Below are 19046 nucleotides of genomic sequence, written 5' to 3'. Positions count from 1 at the left end.
ATCACAAATAACATAATAACTTTGCGGCAAAAGGTGCACACAGTGAGGACGCAGCCTGCAGTGTCAATAATTTAAGGGGTAACACAAATATGATTCTCCCCCAAAGTGTGGTAGCCCCCTCTAAATCTCCACCGGTTGGGGAGACTTTAGCTTCGCGCTTTTTAAGTCCTCCCTACCGGGGAGGATTTAGGTGGGGCTACTGGACGTGCTATGTGGTTAGTTATAACCAACGTTCTCTTAACTTAATGACATTGGATACAGCCGCTGGGGCGTTGTTCAACTTAATCAACCCAATCAACTAACACCAACAAATGATAACATTTCCCAACGCAAAAATAAACATAGGCCTTAACGTAATTAACCGCCGGGATGATGGTTACCATAACCTGGAAACTATTTTTTACCCGGTAAACATAAAGGATGCCCTGGAAATTGTTGTTGCCGACGAATTAAGCTTTGAATCGTCCGGCCTGGAGATCCCGGGAAGGATGGAGGATAACCTTTGCATTAAAGGATATCACCTGCTAAAAAAAGATTTCGACCTGCCGCCCGTTAAAATTCATTTGCACAAACATATTCCAATAGGAGCGGGGCTTGGCGGCGGATCATCAGATGCTGCTTTTTTTATCCGCCTCATAAATCAAAATTTCAATTTGGGGATGACCGATGCACAAATGATCAACTACGCCCGGAAGCTTGGCGCCGACTGTGCCTTTTTTATCCAGAACAAACCCGTGTTTGCTTTTGAGATAGGAGATGAATTTGAACCCGTAAGACTTGACCTTTCAAAATATCAAATAATCCTGGTAATGCCGCCGGTTCAGATCTCAACTGCCGAAGCTTATCGCGGGGTAAAACCAGCTCCGGTTAAAGAGTCGTTGATGGATCTGATCTATGAACCTATTACCGAATGGAGAAAATATATTAAAAACGATTTTGAAGCATCTATATTTAAAGACCACCCTGAGATAAGAGGTGTAAAGGCTGCATTGTACGAAGCTGGTGCCCTATACGCCAGCATGAGCGGGAGCGGAGCCTCAGTTTTTGGCATCTTTGATAAAACACCGGATTTAAGTGGACTGGAAGAGGATAACCAGGTGTTTTATTGATTTCGGAAATCGAACATCCGACTTCCGAAATTAAACGCCTGCATCCTCACTAACCCCGCGCCCAACGCCTTCAACCCAGTCGGTATCTCCCCAGCCTTTTGCAACGGCGCTTAATAGGCGATTGTGGACGATCGAAACGATAGGCATTGGACTCTCGGCTTGCTGAGAGAGTTTAAATGCAATACGCGCGTCCTTATAGCCTAATTTCGATTTGAAGCCTACCGGCTGGTACTGTTTGCCTGCAATAAGCTTTCCATAATTTTGAAACAGCGGTGTATTGAACAGGGTAGCGCCGAAAAACTCAGCGACCTTTAATCTGTCGAGTCCGTTCTTTTCGGCAAGGGTATAAGCCTCGGCCATCATCTCCAATGAGGCCATGATCATAAAGTTTCCGGCAACCTTTACAACGTTCGCTCCGCCGGCATCTTCGCCAAAATCAAATATACCCTGGCCCAAATTTTCCAGCACGGGTTTTGCAATTTCTTTCGACTGCTGATCGCCCGAAATACAGATCCATAATTTTTTGGCAGCGGCTGCTTCGGGCCTTCCAAATACCGGCGCGGCAAGGTAGCGACTCCCTGCATTTTTATGCTCCTTTGAAAGTAGCTGCGCAGTGTCGGGAGAGATAGTGCTCATGGAAATATGAAGGCCGTTTTTTGCCAGTGTTTTGAGGATCCCCTGCTCTCCCAAAACTGTCTCTTTTACTATCTCGTCTTCCGACAGCATGGTGATAATTATATCCACACCATCGGCTGCTTCAGCAGGGGTTTTGCATGCTACTACAGAAGTACTGTCAAGCTCGTCAGCTTTTGAAATGGTGCGGTTATAAACTTGTAATTGATAGCCTGCGCTGATTAGATTTTTTGCCATCGGGATGCCCATGTTTCCGAGCCCTATAAATCCTATTCTCTTATTCATATAACTAATTAATATATTCTTTATCCTCGTCGCTTAGTGTATTGGGATTTCCTTTGTCTAAATTTGGGTCGGTATAGTCACCACCTAGGCGCTTAACCCTTTTTGGCCGGCCAACCAGCACCCCCAATACAAAGGATATGGCCGCTACAAAAAAGAGCATAACTAATTTCGACATCCAGAATGTGGCCCACAAAAAATCGAAATTAACCCGGCCGGTATTTTGCATCAGCACAATGGTGAGCAGTATGGTGATGACGATGATAACAATTGTTTTTATTCTCATGATGATTTAGTTTAACATTTAATACAATATCCGGTTTTTTAATGTGGAATAAAAATCTGTTGAATTTTCAGTGAAGGAATTTAGAGAAGGTAAAATTGCTTCGCCAAAAATAGAGGCCATTAATTCATTGATTTTTCAAGTCGTATTTTTTATGCTTCCCGGGTGGGGTGGGTCAATTAAAAAGCTATCAAAAGTTTTAACCGGGCCGATAGCTGAAAAGCAAAACGATCACCCGGGATTCAAAAAGTATTTATCATGCTTTTCTGTTTTGATTGAATTTACTCCGGTGATTTTATGAAATAATTCCGGCCAATTTCCTTGCTTAAAACTCATGTTTATTTTCAGTGCATTTTTATTTTGGCATACATGAGCGATAAATCTTAAAACTTTTAAAATTCTGTATTTAATCTTTGGTTACACTAAGTACAAAAATGCAATCCAGAACCTTAGTTTAAACTATACCTTTATTTAATATGATATAATTGATTGGTTATTAATTAATTGATATGATAATTTGTGTTGTTTGTTATTATTAGCTAAAAGTATTAGTATTTGTGAATTTATAAAACAATCTTTTTGTTAAACTTTTAATTTTGTTAAACTGTATAAGTATTAGATTATAAGGTAAATATTAAAATAATGTAATCTTAATTTATGATTTATTTAATTGAAAAAAATGCAAATTATAGACTAATTACCATTGATTAGGTGGCTGCTTATTATATTTTGTAAATACACTTAGTTATTTTTTAAATTTGCCCCCTGTTGCAGTGAAGCCTATATTGTGGTATCCAGTGGTGGCGAAAAAAGATAATGGCTTCTGCAGGCTTAAATGGCTAAATAATGCGTAGGTGTTTTATCCCCCACCCCGTAAGTAAATTACATTAGTGATAATAATTGAGGGAGAAACAGATACTGTATTGAGAAGTTATAAGAAGCTTGCGGAGAGCTTTTAGAAGAGACAATTAACAACGTTAAGAACGATTTTTTCGCCTTGCTATTTGTTTTTGTGCAACCGGAAACAGGAAGATAGTTGAAAGGATTATTACTGCGCCAACCCAAAATCCCAGGCTCATTTTGTTCGTATCCTTAAAAAATACAAACGACATTATGATGCCATATACGGGTTCGAGGTTAGTAATAAGAGCTACTCTGAATGCCGAAAGCTCGCGCATTACAGATACTCCGGCAACGTATGCAAGGGATGTGCAGATGGTTCCCAGGATAAACAGGTATCCAATATCTGCGCCTTTAAGGGCCATTGATTGGTTAAAGCCACTGGTAAATAAAAGGTAAATAGTGATCCAGACAAAAGCGCCGGACAGCTCATAAAATGCGATTACCGGCGCTTCATATTTTTTAACCTGCCTTGAATTTATGATGGAAAAAAGGCTTGCAAACACTGCGCTTACCAGGCCTGCTATTATGCCCTTAGTGTATTTTGTTTCAAATTTAAAAATTAAAATTATCCCGGCTATGATAAATGCGCCCGCTAATATTTCGAGTTTTGAGATCTTCTTTTTATTGATCAGCGGTTCAAAAATTGCCGTGAATAAGGTGATGGATGACAGGCAAACAAGGGTAACCGGAACGGTTGATAGTTTGATTGAAGCAAAGAAAAGAATCCAGTGCCCGCCCACCAGGGCGCCTGTAAACACCAGTTTAAAAAAGGTGCTGCCGCTTATCTTTAACGCTGTTTTATTTATCTTAAAATATAGGAATAATGATCCCGATGCAATGAGCACCCGGTACCAAACCAGGCTTACTGCCGATATAGAAATGAGCGCCCCAAGTATGCCAGTAAAGCCCCATATAAAAACTGTAAAATGAAGAATAAGTAAGTTTTTATTCAGGCTTGTTTGGCTATTTTCCAGGGTCATTATTTGGGTGCTTTTGAAAGTAAATATAACCCAACTAAAGCAAATATCCCGTTAGGCATACATACAGCTATCAAGGGGATCATACTACCTTTTACGGCAAAAACCAATGCAAAACGGTCAATAACAATATAGGCAAAACAGAGAAATATGCCTATTCCGAGGGGCAGTCCTATACCTCCTCTAACTTTACGGGATGATATAGATACGCCTATCAAGGTGAGTACATACGATGATAAAGGGTATACAAAACGCCTGTATTTTTCGTACAGCATTTCTTTTAATGCGCCTGTTCCTCTTATCTTTTCTTTTTCAATGTTCCTGTTCAGATCTTTAGTAGACATTGCCGTATAAACATTGTCATAAACTATAAAATCAACAGGCCGCATATCTAAAACAGTATCTTTTGACTTGCCTGCACTATCCACATATTTCTCTTTCAGGCCATTAACATACTTAATCGTATAGTTTTTTATCGTCCATACTCTTTTAAGCGAATCGTAAACAATGGTATTTGCTACAAGCTTTTCCCTGAGCACATCGCCATCAAATTTTTCCAATATAAACTGGTAGCCGGTATGTATGGTATTATCAAATGATTGTACATAAACAAAAGTATGCTTGTCTAGTTGTATGTGCACTTCACTTTTTGTAGGGTCGTCACCATTAAATTGGTGCGAATTTTCAAAGGTGATTTTCAGGTTATTGGTGAAGGGGATCAGGTAGATATTAGCAAAAAGCGATACAATAAATATAAGCGTGGCGCAAACAAAATAAGGCCTCAAAAATCGATTAAAACTGGCCTTACCGCTTAGTATCGGCACTATTTCAGTTTGATTGGCCATTTTGGCTGTAAAGTATATTACCGCCAGGAAATTGATCAATGGCGATAACAGGTTCATATAAAAAGGTATAAACCCGGCGTAATATTTAAATATTATCTCCTGTACAGTAGAATGATTTTTAAGGAAATTATCCAGGTGTTCGGATATATCAAAAACTACCGTTATCACCACAAAAATCCCAAGCGTAAATACAAATGTGCCCAGGTATTTATTAATAATATACCAATCAATAGTTTTTAAATACCTGTTTAAAATAGCCTTCATTTATAATCTTTGTCCTAAACGGTTAACCATTACATTTTTCCAGCTATAAAACTCGCCGGAAATGATTTTTCTACGGGCCTCTTTAACCAGCCATAAATAAAAATGCAAGTTATGCAATGTAGCTATTTGCGCACCTAACATCTCACCCGAATGGATTAAATGGCGCAAATAGGCTTTTGAATAAGCCGTATCGGCAAACAGTTCGCTATCCGGCTCAATAGCCGAAAAATCGTTTTTCCACTTCTCATTCTTGATGTTAATAATGCCGTTTTTTGTAAAAAGCATACCATTTCGGGCATTCCGCGTCGGCATTACACAATCAAACATATCAATTCCTAAAGCAATATTTTCCAATATATTAATGGGGGTTCCAACGCCCATTAGATAACGCGGTTTTTGCTCCGGTAATATATTACAAACAATTTCTGTCATGGCATACATCTCTTCTGCCGGTTCACCAACAGAAAGACCGCCAATTGCATTCCCCTCACGCTCAAATGAAGCTATAACTTCTGCTGATTTTACCCGCAGATCTTTATACACCGAACCCTGCACAATAGGAAACAAGGTTTGACTGTAACCATACTTTGGTTCTGTACTGTCAAAGCGGTCGCAGCAGCGTTTGAGCCAGCGATGCGTCATTTCTATTGATCGCCGGGCATAATTATATTCGCAAGGGTAGGGTGTGCATTCATCAAAGGCCATTATGATATCAGCGCCAATTATGCGCTGAATATCCATTACATTTTCAGGTGTAAAAAGATGTTTTGACCCATCAATATGCGAGCGGAAAGTAACACCTTCTTCTTTTATTTTACGTACTTCGGTTAGTGAATAAACCTGGTAGCCGCCGCTATCTGTTAATATAGGGCCTTCCCATCCGTTAAATTTATGGAGACCGCCTGCACTTTCCAGCGTATTTAAACCCGGTCTTAAGTATAAGTGGTAAGTATTACCAAGAATTATCTGCGCTTCTATGTCGTTTTTAAGCTCGCGCTGGTGTACTGCTTTTACAGTACCAGCCGTGCCAACCGGCATAAATATAGGTGTTTGAATAGTGCCGTGATCAGTAGTGATCTCACCCGCCCGGGCCTTTGAAAGCGGATCTTGTGCTGTTAAGTTAAATTTCATTATTGCGAGTGCAAAATTAGTAAATTAATTATGTTGTAAGGCTGGAATGTTGTAAGGTTAAAATGTTATGAATATGTGAGCGAATCTTTTGATTTATTTAACATTACAACCTTATAACCTTACAACTTTCCAACAATTTTTAACAACTTTGCACCATTATTTTAAAGAGGGTTTTGGAAACATACATACGCGAAGCATTATTCATTTTATTCCAGTTTTGTTTTTTAATTCAGCTATATTTTTTGGTTACTAATCAAAGCAGGCTAACCCGCTATAAGCCCTCTGAAACACTGCCGGAAGCGTCTGTACCCATATCAGTAATTATAAGCGCACGCAATGAGGCTAATAATTTACGCGAAAACCTGCCTGCTATTTTAGAGCAAAACTACCCCGATTTTGAAGTTGTTGTTATAAATGACTGTTCATACGATTCATCTGATGAGGTTTTGGAGGAGTTAAATAAGGCCTACCCCCGCCTGAAAATTGTAACAATTACTGAACATGACCGCTTTAAAACCGGTAAAAAGTTTGCTTTAACCCTTGGTATTAAGGCTGCAAAAAACGAACATTTGTTATTTACTGATGCCGATTGCATCCCGGCTTCGGATAACTGGATAACTTATATGGCTTCAAGTTTTAATAATCCCGTCCAAATTGTGCTGGGTTACTCTCCTTATAAAAAGACCCGTAATTTTCTTAACCCCTTTATCCGTTTCGAAACTATAAAAACGGCAATAAACTATTTGTCGTCTGCAGTAAATGGCGATGCTTATATGGGTATTGGGCGAAACCTGGCCTATACCAAAACGTTATTTTTTGGAGCTAAAGGCTTTGCAGCACACATGCATGTTATATCAGGAGATGATGATCTTTTTGTAAATCAAAATGCTACAGTGGATAACACGGCTATTGAAATTAACGCCGAAGCATTTACGTATACCGATGCTAAAACCACATTGAAATCATTGTTCCGACAAAAAAAACGTCACTTTGGCGTTGGTAAATTATATAAGAAAAGGCATCGCCGGATGCTGAGCATTGATGCTGTAAGCGGCTTTCTGTTCTATATTTTATTAACATTATGCCTAGTTTTCAACTTTGAACCGCTGTTAGCCTTAGGTTTGTTTATGTTTAGGTTGATTTTTCAATTGATCATATATAGTAAGCTGTTTAAGCGATTGGATGGCAAGGATTTGTTATGGTACCTGCCCTTTTTTGATGCGGTTTATTATATTTATCTAAATACCTTTGGATTAATTGGAACATTTATAAAAACCACTCAATGGAAATAAATTCGAATTTTACCGAGAACGCAAAGAATGATTTTCACCTTGTTGTAAGGGCTCGCCAGGGTGATCAAAAAGCTTATGCTGATCTGATGCACAGGTATAAGGATTCCATTTATTTTATGGTGTTAAAAATGGTGAATAACAAAGAGGATGCAATGGACCTTACCGTTGAAACCTTTGCTAAAGCCTTTGAAAAACTTGATAAATATCAGCCCGATTACGCTTTTAGTACCTGGCTTTTCCGTGTAGCCACTAATAACTGTATTGATTTTATCAGGAAAAAAAAATTGAATACAATGTCGATCCACGGGATGACGGATGAGGATGGAGAGGAAAAACAGCTGCAAATTAAGGCTGATGTGCTTAACCCGGAAGAGACATCTATAAAAAAACAACAAACACAGGAACTTAAATTACTGATAGAGAGTTTACCCCCGCGTTACCGGAACCTGATTACGTTACGCTACTTTGATGAGCTCTCATACGAAGAAATCGCCCAGCAGCTCGACTTGCCTTTAGGTACGGTTAAAGCCCAGCTATTCAGGGCCAGGTACCTGCTTGGAAATATAATTAATCGCTTTAACCGGGATGATATCTAACGATCTGCTTAAATATTTCCCTCATCTTACTGCGCAACAGCAACAGCATTTTAACAGGCTGCCCGAACTGTACACCTTTTGGAACAACCAGATCAATGTAATATCCCGTAAGGATATTGACCTGCTTGGCGAACGCCATGTTTTACACTCCCTGGGCATAGCTAAAATATTATCATTTTTACCAGGCGAAAACGTGCTTGATGTAGGTACTGGCGGAGGTTTTCCCGGCATCCCCTTAGCCATATTATTTCCTGAAACACAGTTTCATTTAGTTGATTCTATCGGAAAAAAAATAAAGGTGGTGCAGGAAGTTTCAAGCGCCCTGGGGTTAAAAAATGTTAAAGCCACTCATCAGCGCGCCGAACAGATTGATGAAAAGTTTGATTTTATAGTATCCCGGGCGGTAACGCAACTGAAGGATTTTTATCCATGGATCCGTGGCAAGTTTAAAAAAGAATCAAAAAATACACTTCCTAATGGAATTCTTTACTTAAAGGGAGGAGATCTTGAACAGGAAATTAAAGAATCAGGCCTAAAGGTTACTCAGTATTATTTGAAAGACTACTTTGAAGAAGAGTTTTTTGAAACCAAGCAGGTGATTTACATTAAAGGGTGACCGGGATTACACTGATTTTTTAAGAGGATTGCACCGATTTTTTTGGTGATTTCTCTGATTTAAGAGTGATTGCACTGGTTTTGACGAATATTAATATCATTTAAAGAGGATCGTTGACGTTTGATAATTCAATCGCAATCAGTGTAATCAAATTAATAATCGGTGAAATCATTATAACATAACAAATTGCCAAAGCGGTTTTCGCCGTTTAGCAATTGTTCCTCAATATTAAAAGAGGAATAAAAGTTATTTCGAAGGATATCCCATAATGATAATTTCTCCTACGAATGAAGGATCTTTTTCAAACAGATCACCACTGGCTGTTTTTGGCGGCTCCAGTCCTTTTAGGTAATAAGTAACGGCAAGCTTATAGGTCCCGACAGTGGCATTAACTGTACCAGGAAAAGCAGTTGCTGCCCTTTTCACTTCCTCATCGCAACCGCTGCCAATTCCTTTTAAAATGGAAATATCAGCTAGTTTATTTTCATTTGTTACAGTAAACTGAACAATAACACTACCTGTAAGATTATTTTTGAAGGCCCGCGTCGGGTACCTTGTATATTTAGCCACATATTTACTCAACGCTTCAAAAGGGCTTAAAGGTTTCATAGTAGGCGGCGGCGGGGGAGGTATTTTTTGCTGGGCCCCTTCAGTTTTGACCCGTGCGTCAGCTATTTTAATTTTTTTATCGCTTGTTGCTGATGCCTGAGCCAATTTTATATTAGTAATAGCTACAGGATCCTCCGACTTTACACCCGTTGAGAATGTTGACGGGGCTGAAAGTTTAACCCTTACAACATCAGGCGACTTTGTGTTTTTTGACGATGCCTGTGAACGTTTAACGTCTGTCACCCGGATCATATCACCTGATTTTGCATTTTTTGGCGGTACTGGTGGTGGCGGTGGCGGAATTTTTTTACTGGTATCTAACTTTAACCACATTACAGTATCAGGAATTTTGCTTTTTAAAACATCCGGGTTTTTGGTTACCGGTGTTTGCAAACTAAGCAAATTGTTAGCCGGTAAAATATTTACCCATCCATAAGTTTTTGAAAATGCCAGTGTCGACATACAGAGTAATCCCCCGCAAACGGGAATTACTGCCAGGTACTTTAGCCTTGCTAAATTACCCGAGCGCTTTTGGTTTAACATAATGATCCTTTTTTTTAGTAAATTATAATTGAAAAATGAATGCGTTATGGATGAGCCGCTTATGCCATAAGCATTGCTTACCAGGAAGGATGAGTAGGCGAGGGTATCGTTTTCAAAGGCGGCTGTTTGTTCGTCGGCAATATATTCATGCACTGTTTTAAGGCTTCTTTGCAACAGGTATATAAATGGGTTAAACCAGCTAACAATCTTAATCAGCTCCAAAAAAATAATATCAAATGAATGCTTTTGGTTGATGTGCACCAATTCATGCCTGATGATTGTATCAGCCCCTGATACCTTCGTACCTATAAAAACATAGTTAAAAAATGAAAAAGCTGTATTTGAATCTTTAACCGTTACCAACTTATACTTGTCATCCAGCATATCTTTTTGAGCGTGGGTTAGCTTTACCAGCTGGAAGATCTTAAATATAAATACTATCAGCATAGCGGCAGTGCCAAGGATATAAGCATATAAAAGGCTGCCCTGCAAAGTAAAATGAAATATCCCCGTTGTGCCAATCGGCTTAAAATTGGGATTTGTAATAATGGTTATAACCTGGCCGCCGTACATATATGATCTCAATGCTCCGATTTGAATCAGTGGTATCAGGTATGATAAAACGCAGGTAGTTAACAAGTAGATCCTGTTCAACTTATAATGTGTTTCTTTATCTAACAAAACAAAATATAGCAGGTAAAATACTGCCAGGTAGATATTAGCCTCCAAAAGATAATGCAGCCAGCTCATGATTTTTTGTTTTTAAGGTTATTAATTAAAGAAGATAATTCATCCAGTTCTTTTATGTCGAGTTCTTTTTCATCTACAATAAATGATACCAGGCTTTTGTATGAATTGCTGAAATAGTTCTTCATCATTTTGTCAAAGGTGAACTTCTTATACTCGGCATCGCTGATGGCAGGGAAGTAAACATGCGAGTTGCCGTAAGCTTTATGGTCAATAAATCCTTTACCTTCCAGCACCCTTACAACTGTTGAAACAGTATTATAAGCCGGCTTGGGATCAGGCATTTCTTCAATAATATCTTTTACAATGGCTTCCTTTAACTGCCACAAGATCTGCATTACCTGCTCTTCGGCTTTCGTTAATTCTTTAATGTTCATGGCAAACTATTTTTATAGTTAAGTAAAGGTAGAACTATTTTTATAGTTTGCAAACTATTTTTGTAGTTTTTTATTTTTTGCTAAAATTGTTAGGATTTTTATATTTTAGAGGGATAAAGCGGCCATGTTAATTTAACCGCTAATAACTTAAATATGTCACTACTTCATCGTGTTGCTTTAACTTTCGTAAAAAATATCGGCCCTACTTTAGCCAAATCACTGGTGGCACATTTTGGTGATGCTGAAAAGGTATTCAGTGCTTCGGCTGTTAAACTGCTAAAAGTGCCGGGGATAGGGGAGAAAACGGTTAGTCAGCTTGATTTTGGAGTTGCACTTAAAAAGGCTGAAGATGAACTGAAATTTATTCAAAGGAATGGGGTAGAGGTTATATTTTATACCGATGCGAGATATCCCAAACGGTTAAAAAACTGTAACGATTCGCCTGTTTTATTGTACGCCAAAGGCACCGCCGACTTTAATACACAGCATATAGTAAGCATTGTTGGTACCCGTAACGCTACCGAATATGGTAAACAGTTATGCCGCCAAATGGTGGAGGAACTGCAACAACATAATGTACTTGTAGTAAGCGGGCTTGCTTTGGGTATTGATGTTGCTGTGCATAAAGAATGTTTAAAGCAAAATGTACCAACGGTGGGCGTGGTGGGTCATGGATTGGATAGAATGTATCCCAGCCAAAACAGGGCGACGGCTGAAAAAATGCTGGAAAACGGAGGCTTGTTATCAGAATATCCGTCGGGAACCATACCCGACAGGGAGAATTTTCCACAACGGAACCGCATAGTAGCCGGTATTGCAGATGCTACAATTGTAATAGAAGCCAGTGTAAAAGGTGGCGCATTGATCACTGCCGAGATTGCAAACTCCTATAACAGGGACGTATTCGCTTTTCCCGGAAGGCTGGGGGATGAGTACTCTGAGGGCTGCAACTTCCTGATCCGCAACAATAAAGCTCAGTTGCTTACTTGTACTGCCGATCTTGCCTATAGCTTAGGCTGGGAAAAAGGAGATGGTTCAAAAAAGATTATTGAGCAATTTGTATTGCCGCTTGATCTGTCATCAGACGAAAGCCTTATATTTAATTTTATAAAAGAAAATAACGGGCCGCTGGCTATTGATGACCTATCCATAAAAGCCAGTATGCCTACCAGTAAGCTGGCTATGAATTTATTGAATATGGAAATGCAGGGGTATATAAGATCACTACCGGGGAAGACTTATTGTATCTCTTAAAAGGTCATTGGTCATTGGTCATTGGTCATTGGTCATTGGTCATTGGTCATTGGTCATTGGTCATTGGTCATTGGTCATTGGTCATTGGTCATTGGATTTTTGGCTATACAAGTTAGTGATAAATTCTTACGAGCTAATTACAAATGACTAATGACAATTGCCCAATGACTAATTCTCGTTAGGTGAGCTGTAATAAACCAACTTACCTAATCCTTTGCTGGCCGAAGCCCAGTTATCTATCTCAAAATCAATTAGTGCGACTGTACTGGTATGAACTTCCCTGGTTTCGCCGGTTAAATATTGCAGGATGTAGGCAATACCCGGGTTATGCCCAACAAGCCCAATAAAATCACATTCATCAGGGAACTCATTAATTATCTTTAATAAGGTCTTTTCGCTGGCCTCATATATAGCTTTTTTTGTTCCTGCTTGTGGTAAACTCAAATGTTCAGTAAATATTTCGGCAGTAGTTTTGGTTCTTAAAGCGGGACTGGTTATAATCAGTTCCGGAATTATAGATTTATCTCTAATTCTGTCTGCCATAAAAGCAGCATCCTGCATGCCGATATATTTTAACGGTCTGTCAAAATCCTTTGCACCTGTATCTTTTTCCGCTTTTGCGTGTCTTACCAGCAATAACTTTTTCATAGGAATGTTAATTAATGATCACGAATTATACGAATTTCACAAATCATTAGCTCATGAAATTCGGTTAAATCCGGGTGATTTTTATTTAAATAAAAACACTACAAAGTACAACTAATTGGTATTTAAATGAAGGTTATTTTTATATAAATTGTTTTGAATGATGTAGTTTCTTTTTATTGATTGGGCCTGTTTTTTAACTTATAAATTTGCTCAGGCTGTTAACAATTGTTTCAGGCTGGATATTGTATAAACAAGCATAATCCTTACGAAAGCAGGGTTTGTTACCATAAATTGAACATGGCCTGCATTCAATATCATCGGCAACTATATTGCTTTCTGACTGGCCATAACCTAAAAAGCCGGCATAATGATGTGTAGCGCCCCAAACAGAAACAACAGGAATACCTTCTAACGATGCCAGGTGCATTCCGGCCGAATCCATACTCATCATCACATCAAGGTTGCTTATCAGTGCGAGCTCCTGTTCCATTGTTATGCGCCTAACCAATGAGGTAACTGTATTATATTTTTGCTGCCATTGCAAGCAGATTTCTTCCTCAAGTAGCGAACCGCCAAAAAGGAATAGATTTAGATCCTTATTATTTAATAATTTAATGACCTCTTCAGTGCGCTCCAATGGATAAATTTTGCCCTTATGTTTTGCAAAAGGAGCTATGCCTATCCAGGGCTTTGTTTTTTCGCCGGTTAAGGCAAGTATTTCGTCAGTAAGCTGTTGTGGGTTTTTTACCAGTTGATGATCAAGCTTTACCCGGATGCCTATCTTTTCAAATACATCGGCGTAACGCTCTGTTGTTAACCTAAGCGGTTTCAGCATTTTATCCGGAAAACGGGTTAATAGTTTTTTATCCACCCTGCCTTTATCAATATAAGCATAAGTCAGCCCCGAAAGCCGGAAGAGTTTTCTTAATAGTTTTGTTCGTAAATTATCGTGCAGGTCGGCAAGGGCATCATATTTTGCAGCTTTATTGAGTACCCGGAATAACTTTATTATTCCTGCAAACCCTTTGTATTCAACATTCAGATCGGCTGAAAAATAGGTAAGCCGTGGAATGCCTTTGAAAAAATCAACAAATTCAGGTCTCGAAACAAAAGTGATTGTTAGTCCGGGGTTTTGATTTAGCAAGGCTTTTATAACGGGAACTGTCATAGCTACATCGCCCATTGCCGAAAAACGTACAGCCAATATATGCTTTGACACGGGCATCTACTTTTTGCTATTATACAAAACAGGGTTCAGTTCAGGGTCATTGTACATTTTCATCTGGCGATAAACCTTCATGTACTTTTCGCCATTTTGGATGTCCTCAATCAGCTCATCAATTGCCAGTGAAAGGTCTGTTTGTTGTTGTAAAAGGATAGCCAGTTTTGTTTTGCGCTTATCCAGATCGGCTTCACTAACATTTGGCCTGATGCTTTCTTCGTGCATATGATAGATCTTCAATGCAAGAATTGATAGCCTGTCAATAGCCCATGCGGGGCTTTCGGTATTTATACGAGCCGAATAAACAGGCTTAACATCTTTATATTTATTAAGGAAATAGTTATCAATTTCCTCAACCAGGTCTGTGCGCTCCTGGTTTGATTTATCAATGCGGCGTTTCCATTTCAAAGCTACAACAGGGTCAATGACCGGGTTGCGGATCTCATCTTCCATATGCCATTGGGCAGTATCTATCCAGCATTTGGTGTAAAGCAGATTTTCGAATGAAGCCACTTCATAAGGGTTTTCGTAATGCGTGTTTATATCATTATATAAATGATAATCATATATCGCCTTTAAAAACACTTTATTACAAAGCCCGCTTATCATTTTATAGTTCTCTTTCTTTTATCTTTTTAATAATTGAGGTTGATGAATACCCCTCAACAAAAGTAATGGTTTTTACTTCGCCGCCATTAGCTATAACTTCTTTAGCCCCTACAATATTTTCAACAGTATAATCCGCGCCTTTTACCAATATATCAGGTAATAAATAGCTGATTAAATTAAGTGGGGTGTCTTCATCAAACATAACAACACCATCAACAAAAAACAGGGAAGCCAACAATGCAGCCCGGCTATTTTGGTCATTTATAGGGCGGCTTTCGCCTTTAATCCGTTTTACCGAACTGTCTGCGTTTAACCCAATAATCAGTTTATCACCCAATTCGGCAGCTTTCGCTAAATAAGTTACATGGCCAATATGAAGCAAATCAAACACACCATTGGTAAATACCACCTTTTTGCCTTCTTTTTGCCATGATGTAATCATGGTTTTAAGCGCAGCTAAAGGCTGGATCTTATTTAATAACTCTTTTTCTAAATTGTTTCTCATTGAGTGATCTTCAGACTTAAGAAGTTTAACTCGGTGTTTTTATTTTTTAAAGGCCTCGTTGAGGGCTTTGCCGTTTCAAAACTTCGTAAGTCTTATTGTAAGTAAGGTTAAAATAAATCATCAACAGCTTTGCAAAGAATATGCCCTATCAAAATGTGCATTTCCTGGATGCGTGCTGTAACTTCGGAGGGTACAATAACATTTAAATCACACAGACCGTTCATTTTGCCACCGCTCCAGCCGGAAAGCCCTAATGTGTTACAGCCTAAATTCCTGGCGGTTTCAAACGCATTCAAGATCCCCTGGCTGTTGCCACTGGTTGAAATACCGATAAACAGATCGCCCGGTTGTGCAAGAGCCTCAATCTGTCTTGAAAAAACATGATCGTAGCCGTAGTCATTAGCTATAGCAGTTAACGCCGATGTATCAGTTGTTAATGCAATACCGGGCAAAGCTTTACGGTGTTTAACAAAGCGGCCGCTCAATTCGGCTGCAATGTGCTGAGCATCAGCGGCACTGCCACCATTGCCCGCTGTTAACACCTTGTTGCCATTTTGTATTGCAGATACGATCATTTCGCAGGCTTTTTCAATATCGCCCGGGAGTTGTTCAATTACCTTTTTTATAAGCTGCTGATGATCGTTTAGTTCTTCAATAACCATGTTTTGAATTTCGGATTTCGGATTTTCGATATCGGATTTGTTTTTTCGATTTCGAGATTTCGGATTTAATTTATTTAAGGTATTACGCGCAAATATACCAATGAACTATTGAACCAATGAACTAATAAACTATTCAGTCATGTCTTTTACAATTTCATCAATTGTTGTAGTTGCGCTGCCCACATGCCTTACCACTATTGCTGCGGCATGATTGGCAAGGTCGCAAGCTTCCTCAACAGTGAATCCGGATGCTATAAAATAAGCAATAGCAGCTATAACTGTATCACCGGCACCGGTAACATCAAAAACCTCCCTTGCTTTTACGGGCAGTAATTTACTGGTTTGCTCAGTGATAATTGCCATCCCTTCTTCCGAAAGGGTTACAACTAAATAAGTGGTTTGGGTTTGTTCAAAAATAGTTTTCGCCGCCTCCTGTAGTTCTGCAATGTTTTTTATCGATTCGGTTTTAGCTGCTTCGGCCAGTTCTTTCCGGTTGGGTTTTATTAAATAGGCCCCATTATACTTTTCGTAATTCAGCCCTTTAGGGTCAATAATTACCTTTTTTTGATGATCATTGGCGATTTTTATTAGTCGTTGAGTAAGCGCTGGTGAAAATAAACCTTTATTATAATCAGAGAAGATGATGATATCTGCACTATCGATAATTTCAACAAGCTTATCAGTAAGCTCATTAGCTATTAAAACGGAAACTGCATCGGTAACTTCCTTATCAATCCTTACCAGCTGATGCCTTCCGGCTAAAACACGGGTTTTAACTGTTGTGGGCCTTGAACTGTCCTTAATAATAGTATCGGTTGTAACACCCTCAGCCTCTAATATTCCAATTAGCTGATTTCCCATTGTATCGTCACCAATCACCCCGGCAACGGTAACGTTTGCACCAAGTGACACCAGGTTTTGAACAACATTACCCGCGCCACCCAGCGTTGTCGACTCATTCTTTACATTTACTATAGGCACAGGCGCCTCTGGTGATAGGCGTGTGGCATTGCCCCAAATATAATGGTCAATCATTAGGTCGCCTATAACCAAAATTGAAGGCTGTTTTTGTGATGACTGTATGGATCGTACTTTATCTAATATGGTCATTGGTCATTTGTCATTAGGTCATTGGTACTATTGCATCCATCCTTTTTTCTTTCAGACTTTCCGGACTTTTCCGACTGATTTCTAATCTCTAGCCTCTGATCATTGAAGTTTTTTTCTATCAAAAAACTTCTCAATTTCCTGCAATGATAACGCATTTAAGCATCTTTCTTTATACAGTCCGCCTTTTCTTGCAACTAATGTACCATAATACATATCTAAAAAACCTTCTTTTCGGTGCGCATCAGGGTTAATGGAAAGCCAAACACCTTTATCTAACGCATATTGGTGCCAGCGCCAATCCAGGTCCAGGCGGAGCGGGTTAGCATTTATTTCTATCACCACATTATTTGCAGCGCAGGCGTCAATTACTTTTTTATAATCGATAGGATAGCCGTTCCTGCTTAACAACAAACGGCCGGTCGGGTGGCCAAGTATGGTAGTATAGGGGTTTTCGATAGCCTTTATCAAACGTGAAGTGGCTTTTTCCTCATCCATTTTAAGGATGGAGTGAACGGAGGCTACAATAAAATCAAAACGTTTAAGGATCTCATCCGGGTAGTCAAGAGAACCATCGTACAAAATATCCGATTCGATGCCTTTAAATATATGGAAGCCGTTTAGCTTTTTATTGAGGTGATCTATTTCTTCCTGCTGTTGTAATACGCGTTCAATGCTAAGCCCCTTTGCATAAAATGCGCTTTTGCTATGATCGCACATGCCCAAATATTCCAGCTTTAATTCATCCCGGCAGTACAGGGCCATTTCTTCAACAGTATTTATCCCGTCGCTCCAGGTGCTGTGGTTATGTAATGTTCCCTTAAGATCATTGTGATTAATCAATTGCGGAAGTGAATCTTTTACTGCACGTTCAATAAAAGTTGTCCCTTCCCTTAACTCGGGATGGATAAACACCATTCCTGCTTTGGTATAGATCAGTTCTTCACTTGTTGGCTGGTCGATAAGATCAGCTGCCTTATCAAGAATGGCCTTAACGTGTTCGTCATTACCTGTCTGGATGAACAGCTCTTTATAAAAATAACGTTTTTCTACACATACAATCTCAATTTTCAACCCGTTTTCAAGGTGCCCCTTTATATGATCCTTATCGGCTTCTATACCATTAATGATATCAGAATGCAGCAAGGTATTAAAAGCAATTTCCTGATCGCGGCTGCCAAGTACGATAGTTAAAACATTAATGATCTCACAAAACCTGCGAAACTCACCAGCAAATTCTATTAACGCATCCGGGAAAATGCTTTTTAGTTGTTCTAAAAAGTCCTTGGCTTCCTGTTCAACCTTCGCATATAGAAATTTACCATGGCTTGCCATGTTAAATTCAATAACCTTACGGATCTCTTCCTGTGTTTTTAGTCCAAAACCTTTGGCTTCAACCAAACGGTTTTCATTACATGCGTAAAATAGCTCGCCAATGTTTTCAATACCGAGCTCTTTCCAGATTGTTGCAATCTTTTTAGGACCTATACCCTTTATGCCCATCATTTCAACAATACCTTCGGGAGTTTTGGCAAGAAGGTCATCCAGGTCGGTCATCGTACCTTTTTCAAGCAACTCGGTAATTTTACCCGCGGTGCTTTTACCTATACCCTCAATTTTTTCAAGCTCTGCAAAAGTTTTACCTGCAACAGGGTAGGGCAGCTTATCAACCTTAAAAGCGGCATTTGCAATTGATTTTATCTTAAACGGATTTTCCTCATGCAGCTCCATCAGTTGCGATAACAGGCGAAGCTTACGGGCTATAGGTTTGTTTTCCATAATTTGAATGAGGGTGTAAAAATACGAAAGCCGCCCAATACAGGCGGCTTTCC

General features: G+C 39.2%; 19 protein-coding genes. 5 read left to right on the top strand and 14 right to left on the bottom strand.

All coding sequences use genetic code 11. From position 1 onward, the window contains the following. The first annotated feature begins 311 nt into the window (after positions 1–311). Positions 312–1109: a 4-(cytidine 5'-diphospho)-2-C-methyl-D-erythritol kinase gene (gene ispE, locus BUE31_RS25680; RefSeq protein WP_073406726.1), complete on the top strand. Its 798-nt coding sequence runs from the start codon at positions 312–314 to the stop codon at positions 1107–1109. 30 nt (positions 1110–1139) lie between these two features. Here ispE and BUE31_RS25675 read toward each other — a convergent pair whose 3' ends face one another. The 5 genes from BUE31_RS25675 to tgt form a co-directional block, all read right to left on the bottom strand. Next, entirely contained in the window at positions 1140–2027 is an 888-nt protein-coding gene (locus BUE31_RS25675; RefSeq protein ID WP_073406725.1) for an NAD(P)-dependent oxidoreductase, read from the bottom strand. A gap of 4 nt (positions 2028–2031) precedes the next feature. Further along, positions 2032–2310 carry a LapA family protein gene (locus tag BUE31_RS25670; protein WP_073406724.1) on the bottom strand — a complete coding sequence of 93 codons (279 nt, stop codon included), beginning with the start codon at positions 2308–2310 and terminating at the stop codon, positions 2032–2034. A 974-nt stretch (positions 2311–3284) separates the two neighbouring features. Beyond that, positions 3285–4190, bottom strand: a complete 906-nt coding sequence (locus BUE31_RS25660; RefSeq protein WP_073406722.1) for a DMT family transporter — start codon at positions 4188–4190, stop codon at positions 3285–3287. Next, a complete protein-coding gene (locus BUE31_RS25655) occupies positions 4190–5296 on the bottom strand; it encodes an LptF/LptG family permease (RefSeq protein ID WP_073406721.1) in 1107 nt (368 codons plus the stop codon). Before BUE31_RS25655 ends, BUE31_RS25660 begins: the two co-directional genes overlap by 1 nt. Next, complete coding sequence (gene tgt / locus BUE31_RS25650) at positions 5297–6427, bottom strand: tRNA guanosine(34) transglycosylase Tgt (protein WP_073406720.1); 1131 nt, start codon at positions 6425–6427, stop codon at positions 5297–5299. A gap of 173 nt (positions 6428–6600) precedes the next feature. On the opposite strand from tgt, the gene BUE31_RS25645 reads away from it, so the two are divergent. From BUE31_RS25645 to rsmG, 3 genes are read left to right on the top strand one after another with little or no spacing between them, the layout of a single operon-like run. Continuing rightward, a complete protein-coding gene (locus BUE31_RS25645) occupies positions 6601–7719 on the top strand; it encodes a glycosyltransferase (RefSeq protein ID WP_073406719.1) in 1119 nt (372 codons plus the stop codon). Beyond that, the gene (locus BUE31_RS25640; RefSeq protein ID WP_073406718.1) at positions 7710–8315 is read left to right on the top strand and encodes an RNA polymerase sigma factor; all 606 of its coding nucleotides are present in this window, start codon (positions 7710–7712) and stop codon (positions 8313–8315) included. The genes BUE31_RS25645 and BUE31_RS25640 overlap by 10 nt, the downstream gene beginning before the upstream one ends. Then, complete coding sequence (rsmG, locus tag BUE31_RS25635; RefSeq protein ID WP_073406717.1) at positions 8305–8931, top strand: 16S rRNA (guanine(527)-N(7))-methyltransferase RsmG; 627 nt, start codon at positions 8305–8307, stop codon at positions 8929–8931. The genes BUE31_RS25640 and rsmG overlap by 11 nt, the downstream gene beginning before the upstream one ends. A 246-nt stretch (positions 8932–9177) precedes the next feature. Here the strand turns inward: rsmG and BUE31_RS25630 are convergent, their stop codons facing one another. Continuing rightward, entirely contained in the window at positions 9178–10833 is a 1656-nt protein-coding gene (locus tag BUE31_RS25630; protein WP_073406716.1) for a TonB family protein, read from the bottom strand. Beyond that, positions 10830–11207 (bottom strand): BlaI/MecI/CopY family transcriptional regulator, encoded by a 378-nt coding sequence (locus tag BUE31_RS25625; protein ID WP_073406715.1) that lies wholly within the window; start codon positions 11205–11207, stop codon positions 10830–10832. Before BUE31_RS25625 ends, BUE31_RS25630 begins: the two co-directional genes overlap by 4 nt. A gap of 153 nt (positions 11208–11360) precedes the next feature. Here BUE31_RS25625 and dprA point away from each other — a divergent pair, with 153 nt between their 5' ends. Continuing rightward, positions 11361–12461, top strand: a complete 1101-nt coding sequence (dprA, locus tag BUE31_RS25620; protein WP_073406714.1) for a DNA-processing protein DprA — start codon at positions 11361–11363, stop codon at positions 12459–12461. Positions 12462–12629: 168 nt separating this feature from the next. Here dprA and BUE31_RS25615 read toward each other — a convergent pair whose 3' ends face one another. The 7 genes from BUE31_RS25615 to BUE31_RS25585 form a co-directional block, all read right to left on the bottom strand. Next, positions 12630–13109, bottom strand: coding sequence for a SixA phosphatase family protein (locus BUE31_RS25615; protein ID WP_073406713.1), 480 nt, complete (start codon positions 13107–13109; stop codon positions 12630–12632). A 193-nt stretch (positions 13110–13302) separates the two neighbouring features. After that, positions 13303–14328 carry a glycosyltransferase family 9 protein gene (locus tag BUE31_RS25610; protein WP_234997905.1) on the bottom strand — a complete coding sequence of 342 codons (1026 nt, stop codon included), beginning with the start codon at positions 14326–14328 and terminating at the stop codon, positions 13303–13305. Between the two features lie 6 nt (positions 14329–14334). Next, on the bottom strand, positions 14335–14940 hold the full coding sequence (locus tag BUE31_RS25605) for a DUF4254 domain-containing protein (protein ID WP_073406711.1): 606 nt from the start codon (positions 14938–14940) through the stop codon (positions 14335–14337). Between the two features lies 1 nt (position 14941). Then, positions 14942–15445, bottom strand: coding sequence for a D-glycero-beta-D-manno-heptose 1-phosphate adenylyltransferase (gene rfaE2 / locus BUE31_RS25600; protein ID WP_073406710.1), 504 nt, complete (start codon positions 15443–15445; stop codon positions 14942–14944). Positions 15446–15552: 107 nt separating this feature from the next. Continuing rightward, on the bottom strand, positions 15553–16107 hold the full coding sequence (locus tag BUE31_RS25595) for a D-sedoheptulose 7-phosphate isomerase (RefSeq protein ID WP_073406709.1): 555 nt from the start codon (positions 16105–16107) through the stop codon (positions 15553–15555). 129 nt (positions 16108–16236) lie between these two features. Beyond that, positions 16237–17217: a D-glycero-beta-D-manno-heptose-7-phosphate kinase gene (gene rfaE1 / locus BUE31_RS25590; RefSeq protein ID WP_073406708.1), complete on the bottom strand. Its 981-nt coding sequence runs from the start codon at positions 17215–17217 to the stop codon at positions 16237–16239. A gap of 99 nt (positions 17218–17316) precedes the next feature. After that, positions 17317–18993 (bottom strand): DNA polymerase/3'-5' exonuclease PolX, encoded by a 1677-nt coding sequence (locus tag BUE31_RS25585; RefSeq protein ID WP_073406707.1) that lies wholly within the window; start codon positions 18991–18993, stop codon positions 17317–17319. Positions 18994–19046 lie beyond the last annotated feature (53 nt).

This window comes from Mucilaginibacter sp. OK098, assembly GCF_900142915.1.
Lineage (GTDB): Bacteria > Bacteroidota > Bacteroidia > Sphingobacteriales > Sphingobacteriaceae > Mucilaginibacter.
Note: the sequence above shows the minus strand (reverse complement) of the source record. Positions and strands in the feature narration are given on the sequence as shown.

Coding starts and splice junctions, on each gene's coding strand:
- ispE (WP_073406726.1), top strand. CDS start 312: ATGATAACATTTCCCAACGCAAAAATAAACATAGGCCTTAACGTAATT.
- BUE31_RS25675 (WP_073406725.1), bottom strand. CDS start 2,027: ATGAATAAGAGAATAGGATTTATAGGGCTCGGAAACATGGGCATCCCG.
- BUE31_RS25670 (WP_073406724.1), bottom strand. CDS start 2,310: ATGAGAATAAAAACAATTGTTATCATCGTCATCACCATACTGCTCACC.
- BUE31_RS25660 (WP_073406722.1), bottom strand. CDS start 4,190: ATGACCCTGGAAAATAGCCAAACAAGCCTGAATAAAAACTTACTTATT.
- BUE31_RS25655 (WP_073406721.1), bottom strand. CDS start 5,296: ATGAAGGCTATTTTAAACAGGTATTTAAAAACTATTGATTGGTATATT.
- tgt (WP_073406720.1), bottom strand. CDS start 6,427: ATGAAATTTAACTTAACAGCACAAGATCCGCTTTCAAAGGCCCGGGCG.
- BUE31_RS25640 (WP_073406718.1), top strand. CDS start 7,710: ATGGAAATAAATTCGAATTTTACCGAGAACGCAAAGAATGATTTTCAC.
- rsmG (WP_073406717.1), top strand. CDS start 8,305: ATGATATCTAACGATCTGCTTAAATATTTCCCTCATCTTACTGCGCAA.
- BUE31_RS25630 (WP_073406716.1), bottom strand. CDS start 10,833: ATGAGCTGGCTGCATTATCTTTTGGAGGCTAATATCTACCTGGCAGTA.
- BUE31_RS25625 (WP_073406715.1), bottom strand. CDS start 11,207: ATGAACATTAAAGAATTAACGAAAGCCGAAGAGCAGGTAATGCAGATC.
- dprA (WP_073406714.1), top strand. CDS start 11,361: ATGTCACTACTTCATCGTGTTGCTTTAACTTTCGTAAAAAATATCGGC.
- BUE31_RS25615 (WP_073406713.1), bottom strand. CDS start 13,109: ATGAAAAAGTTATTGCTGGTAAGACACGCAAAAGCGGAAAAAGATACA.
- BUE31_RS25605 (WP_073406711.1), bottom strand. CDS start 14,940: ATGATAAGCGGGCTTTGTAATAAAGTGTTTTTAAAGGCGATATATGAT.
- rfaE2 (WP_073406710.1), bottom strand. CDS start 15,445: ATGAGAAACAATTTAGAAAAAGAGTTATTAAATAAGATCCAGCCTTTA.
- BUE31_RS25595 (WP_073406709.1), bottom strand. CDS start 16,107: ATGGTTATTGAAGAACTAAACGATCATCAGCAGCTTATAAAAAAGGTA.
- rfaE1 (WP_073406708.1), bottom strand. CDS start 17,217: ATGACCATATTAGATAAAGTACGATCCATACAGTCATCACAAAAACAG.
- BUE31_RS25585 (WP_073406707.1), bottom strand. CDS start 18,993: ATGGAAAACAAACCTATAGCCCGTAAGCTTCGCCTGTTATCGCAACTG.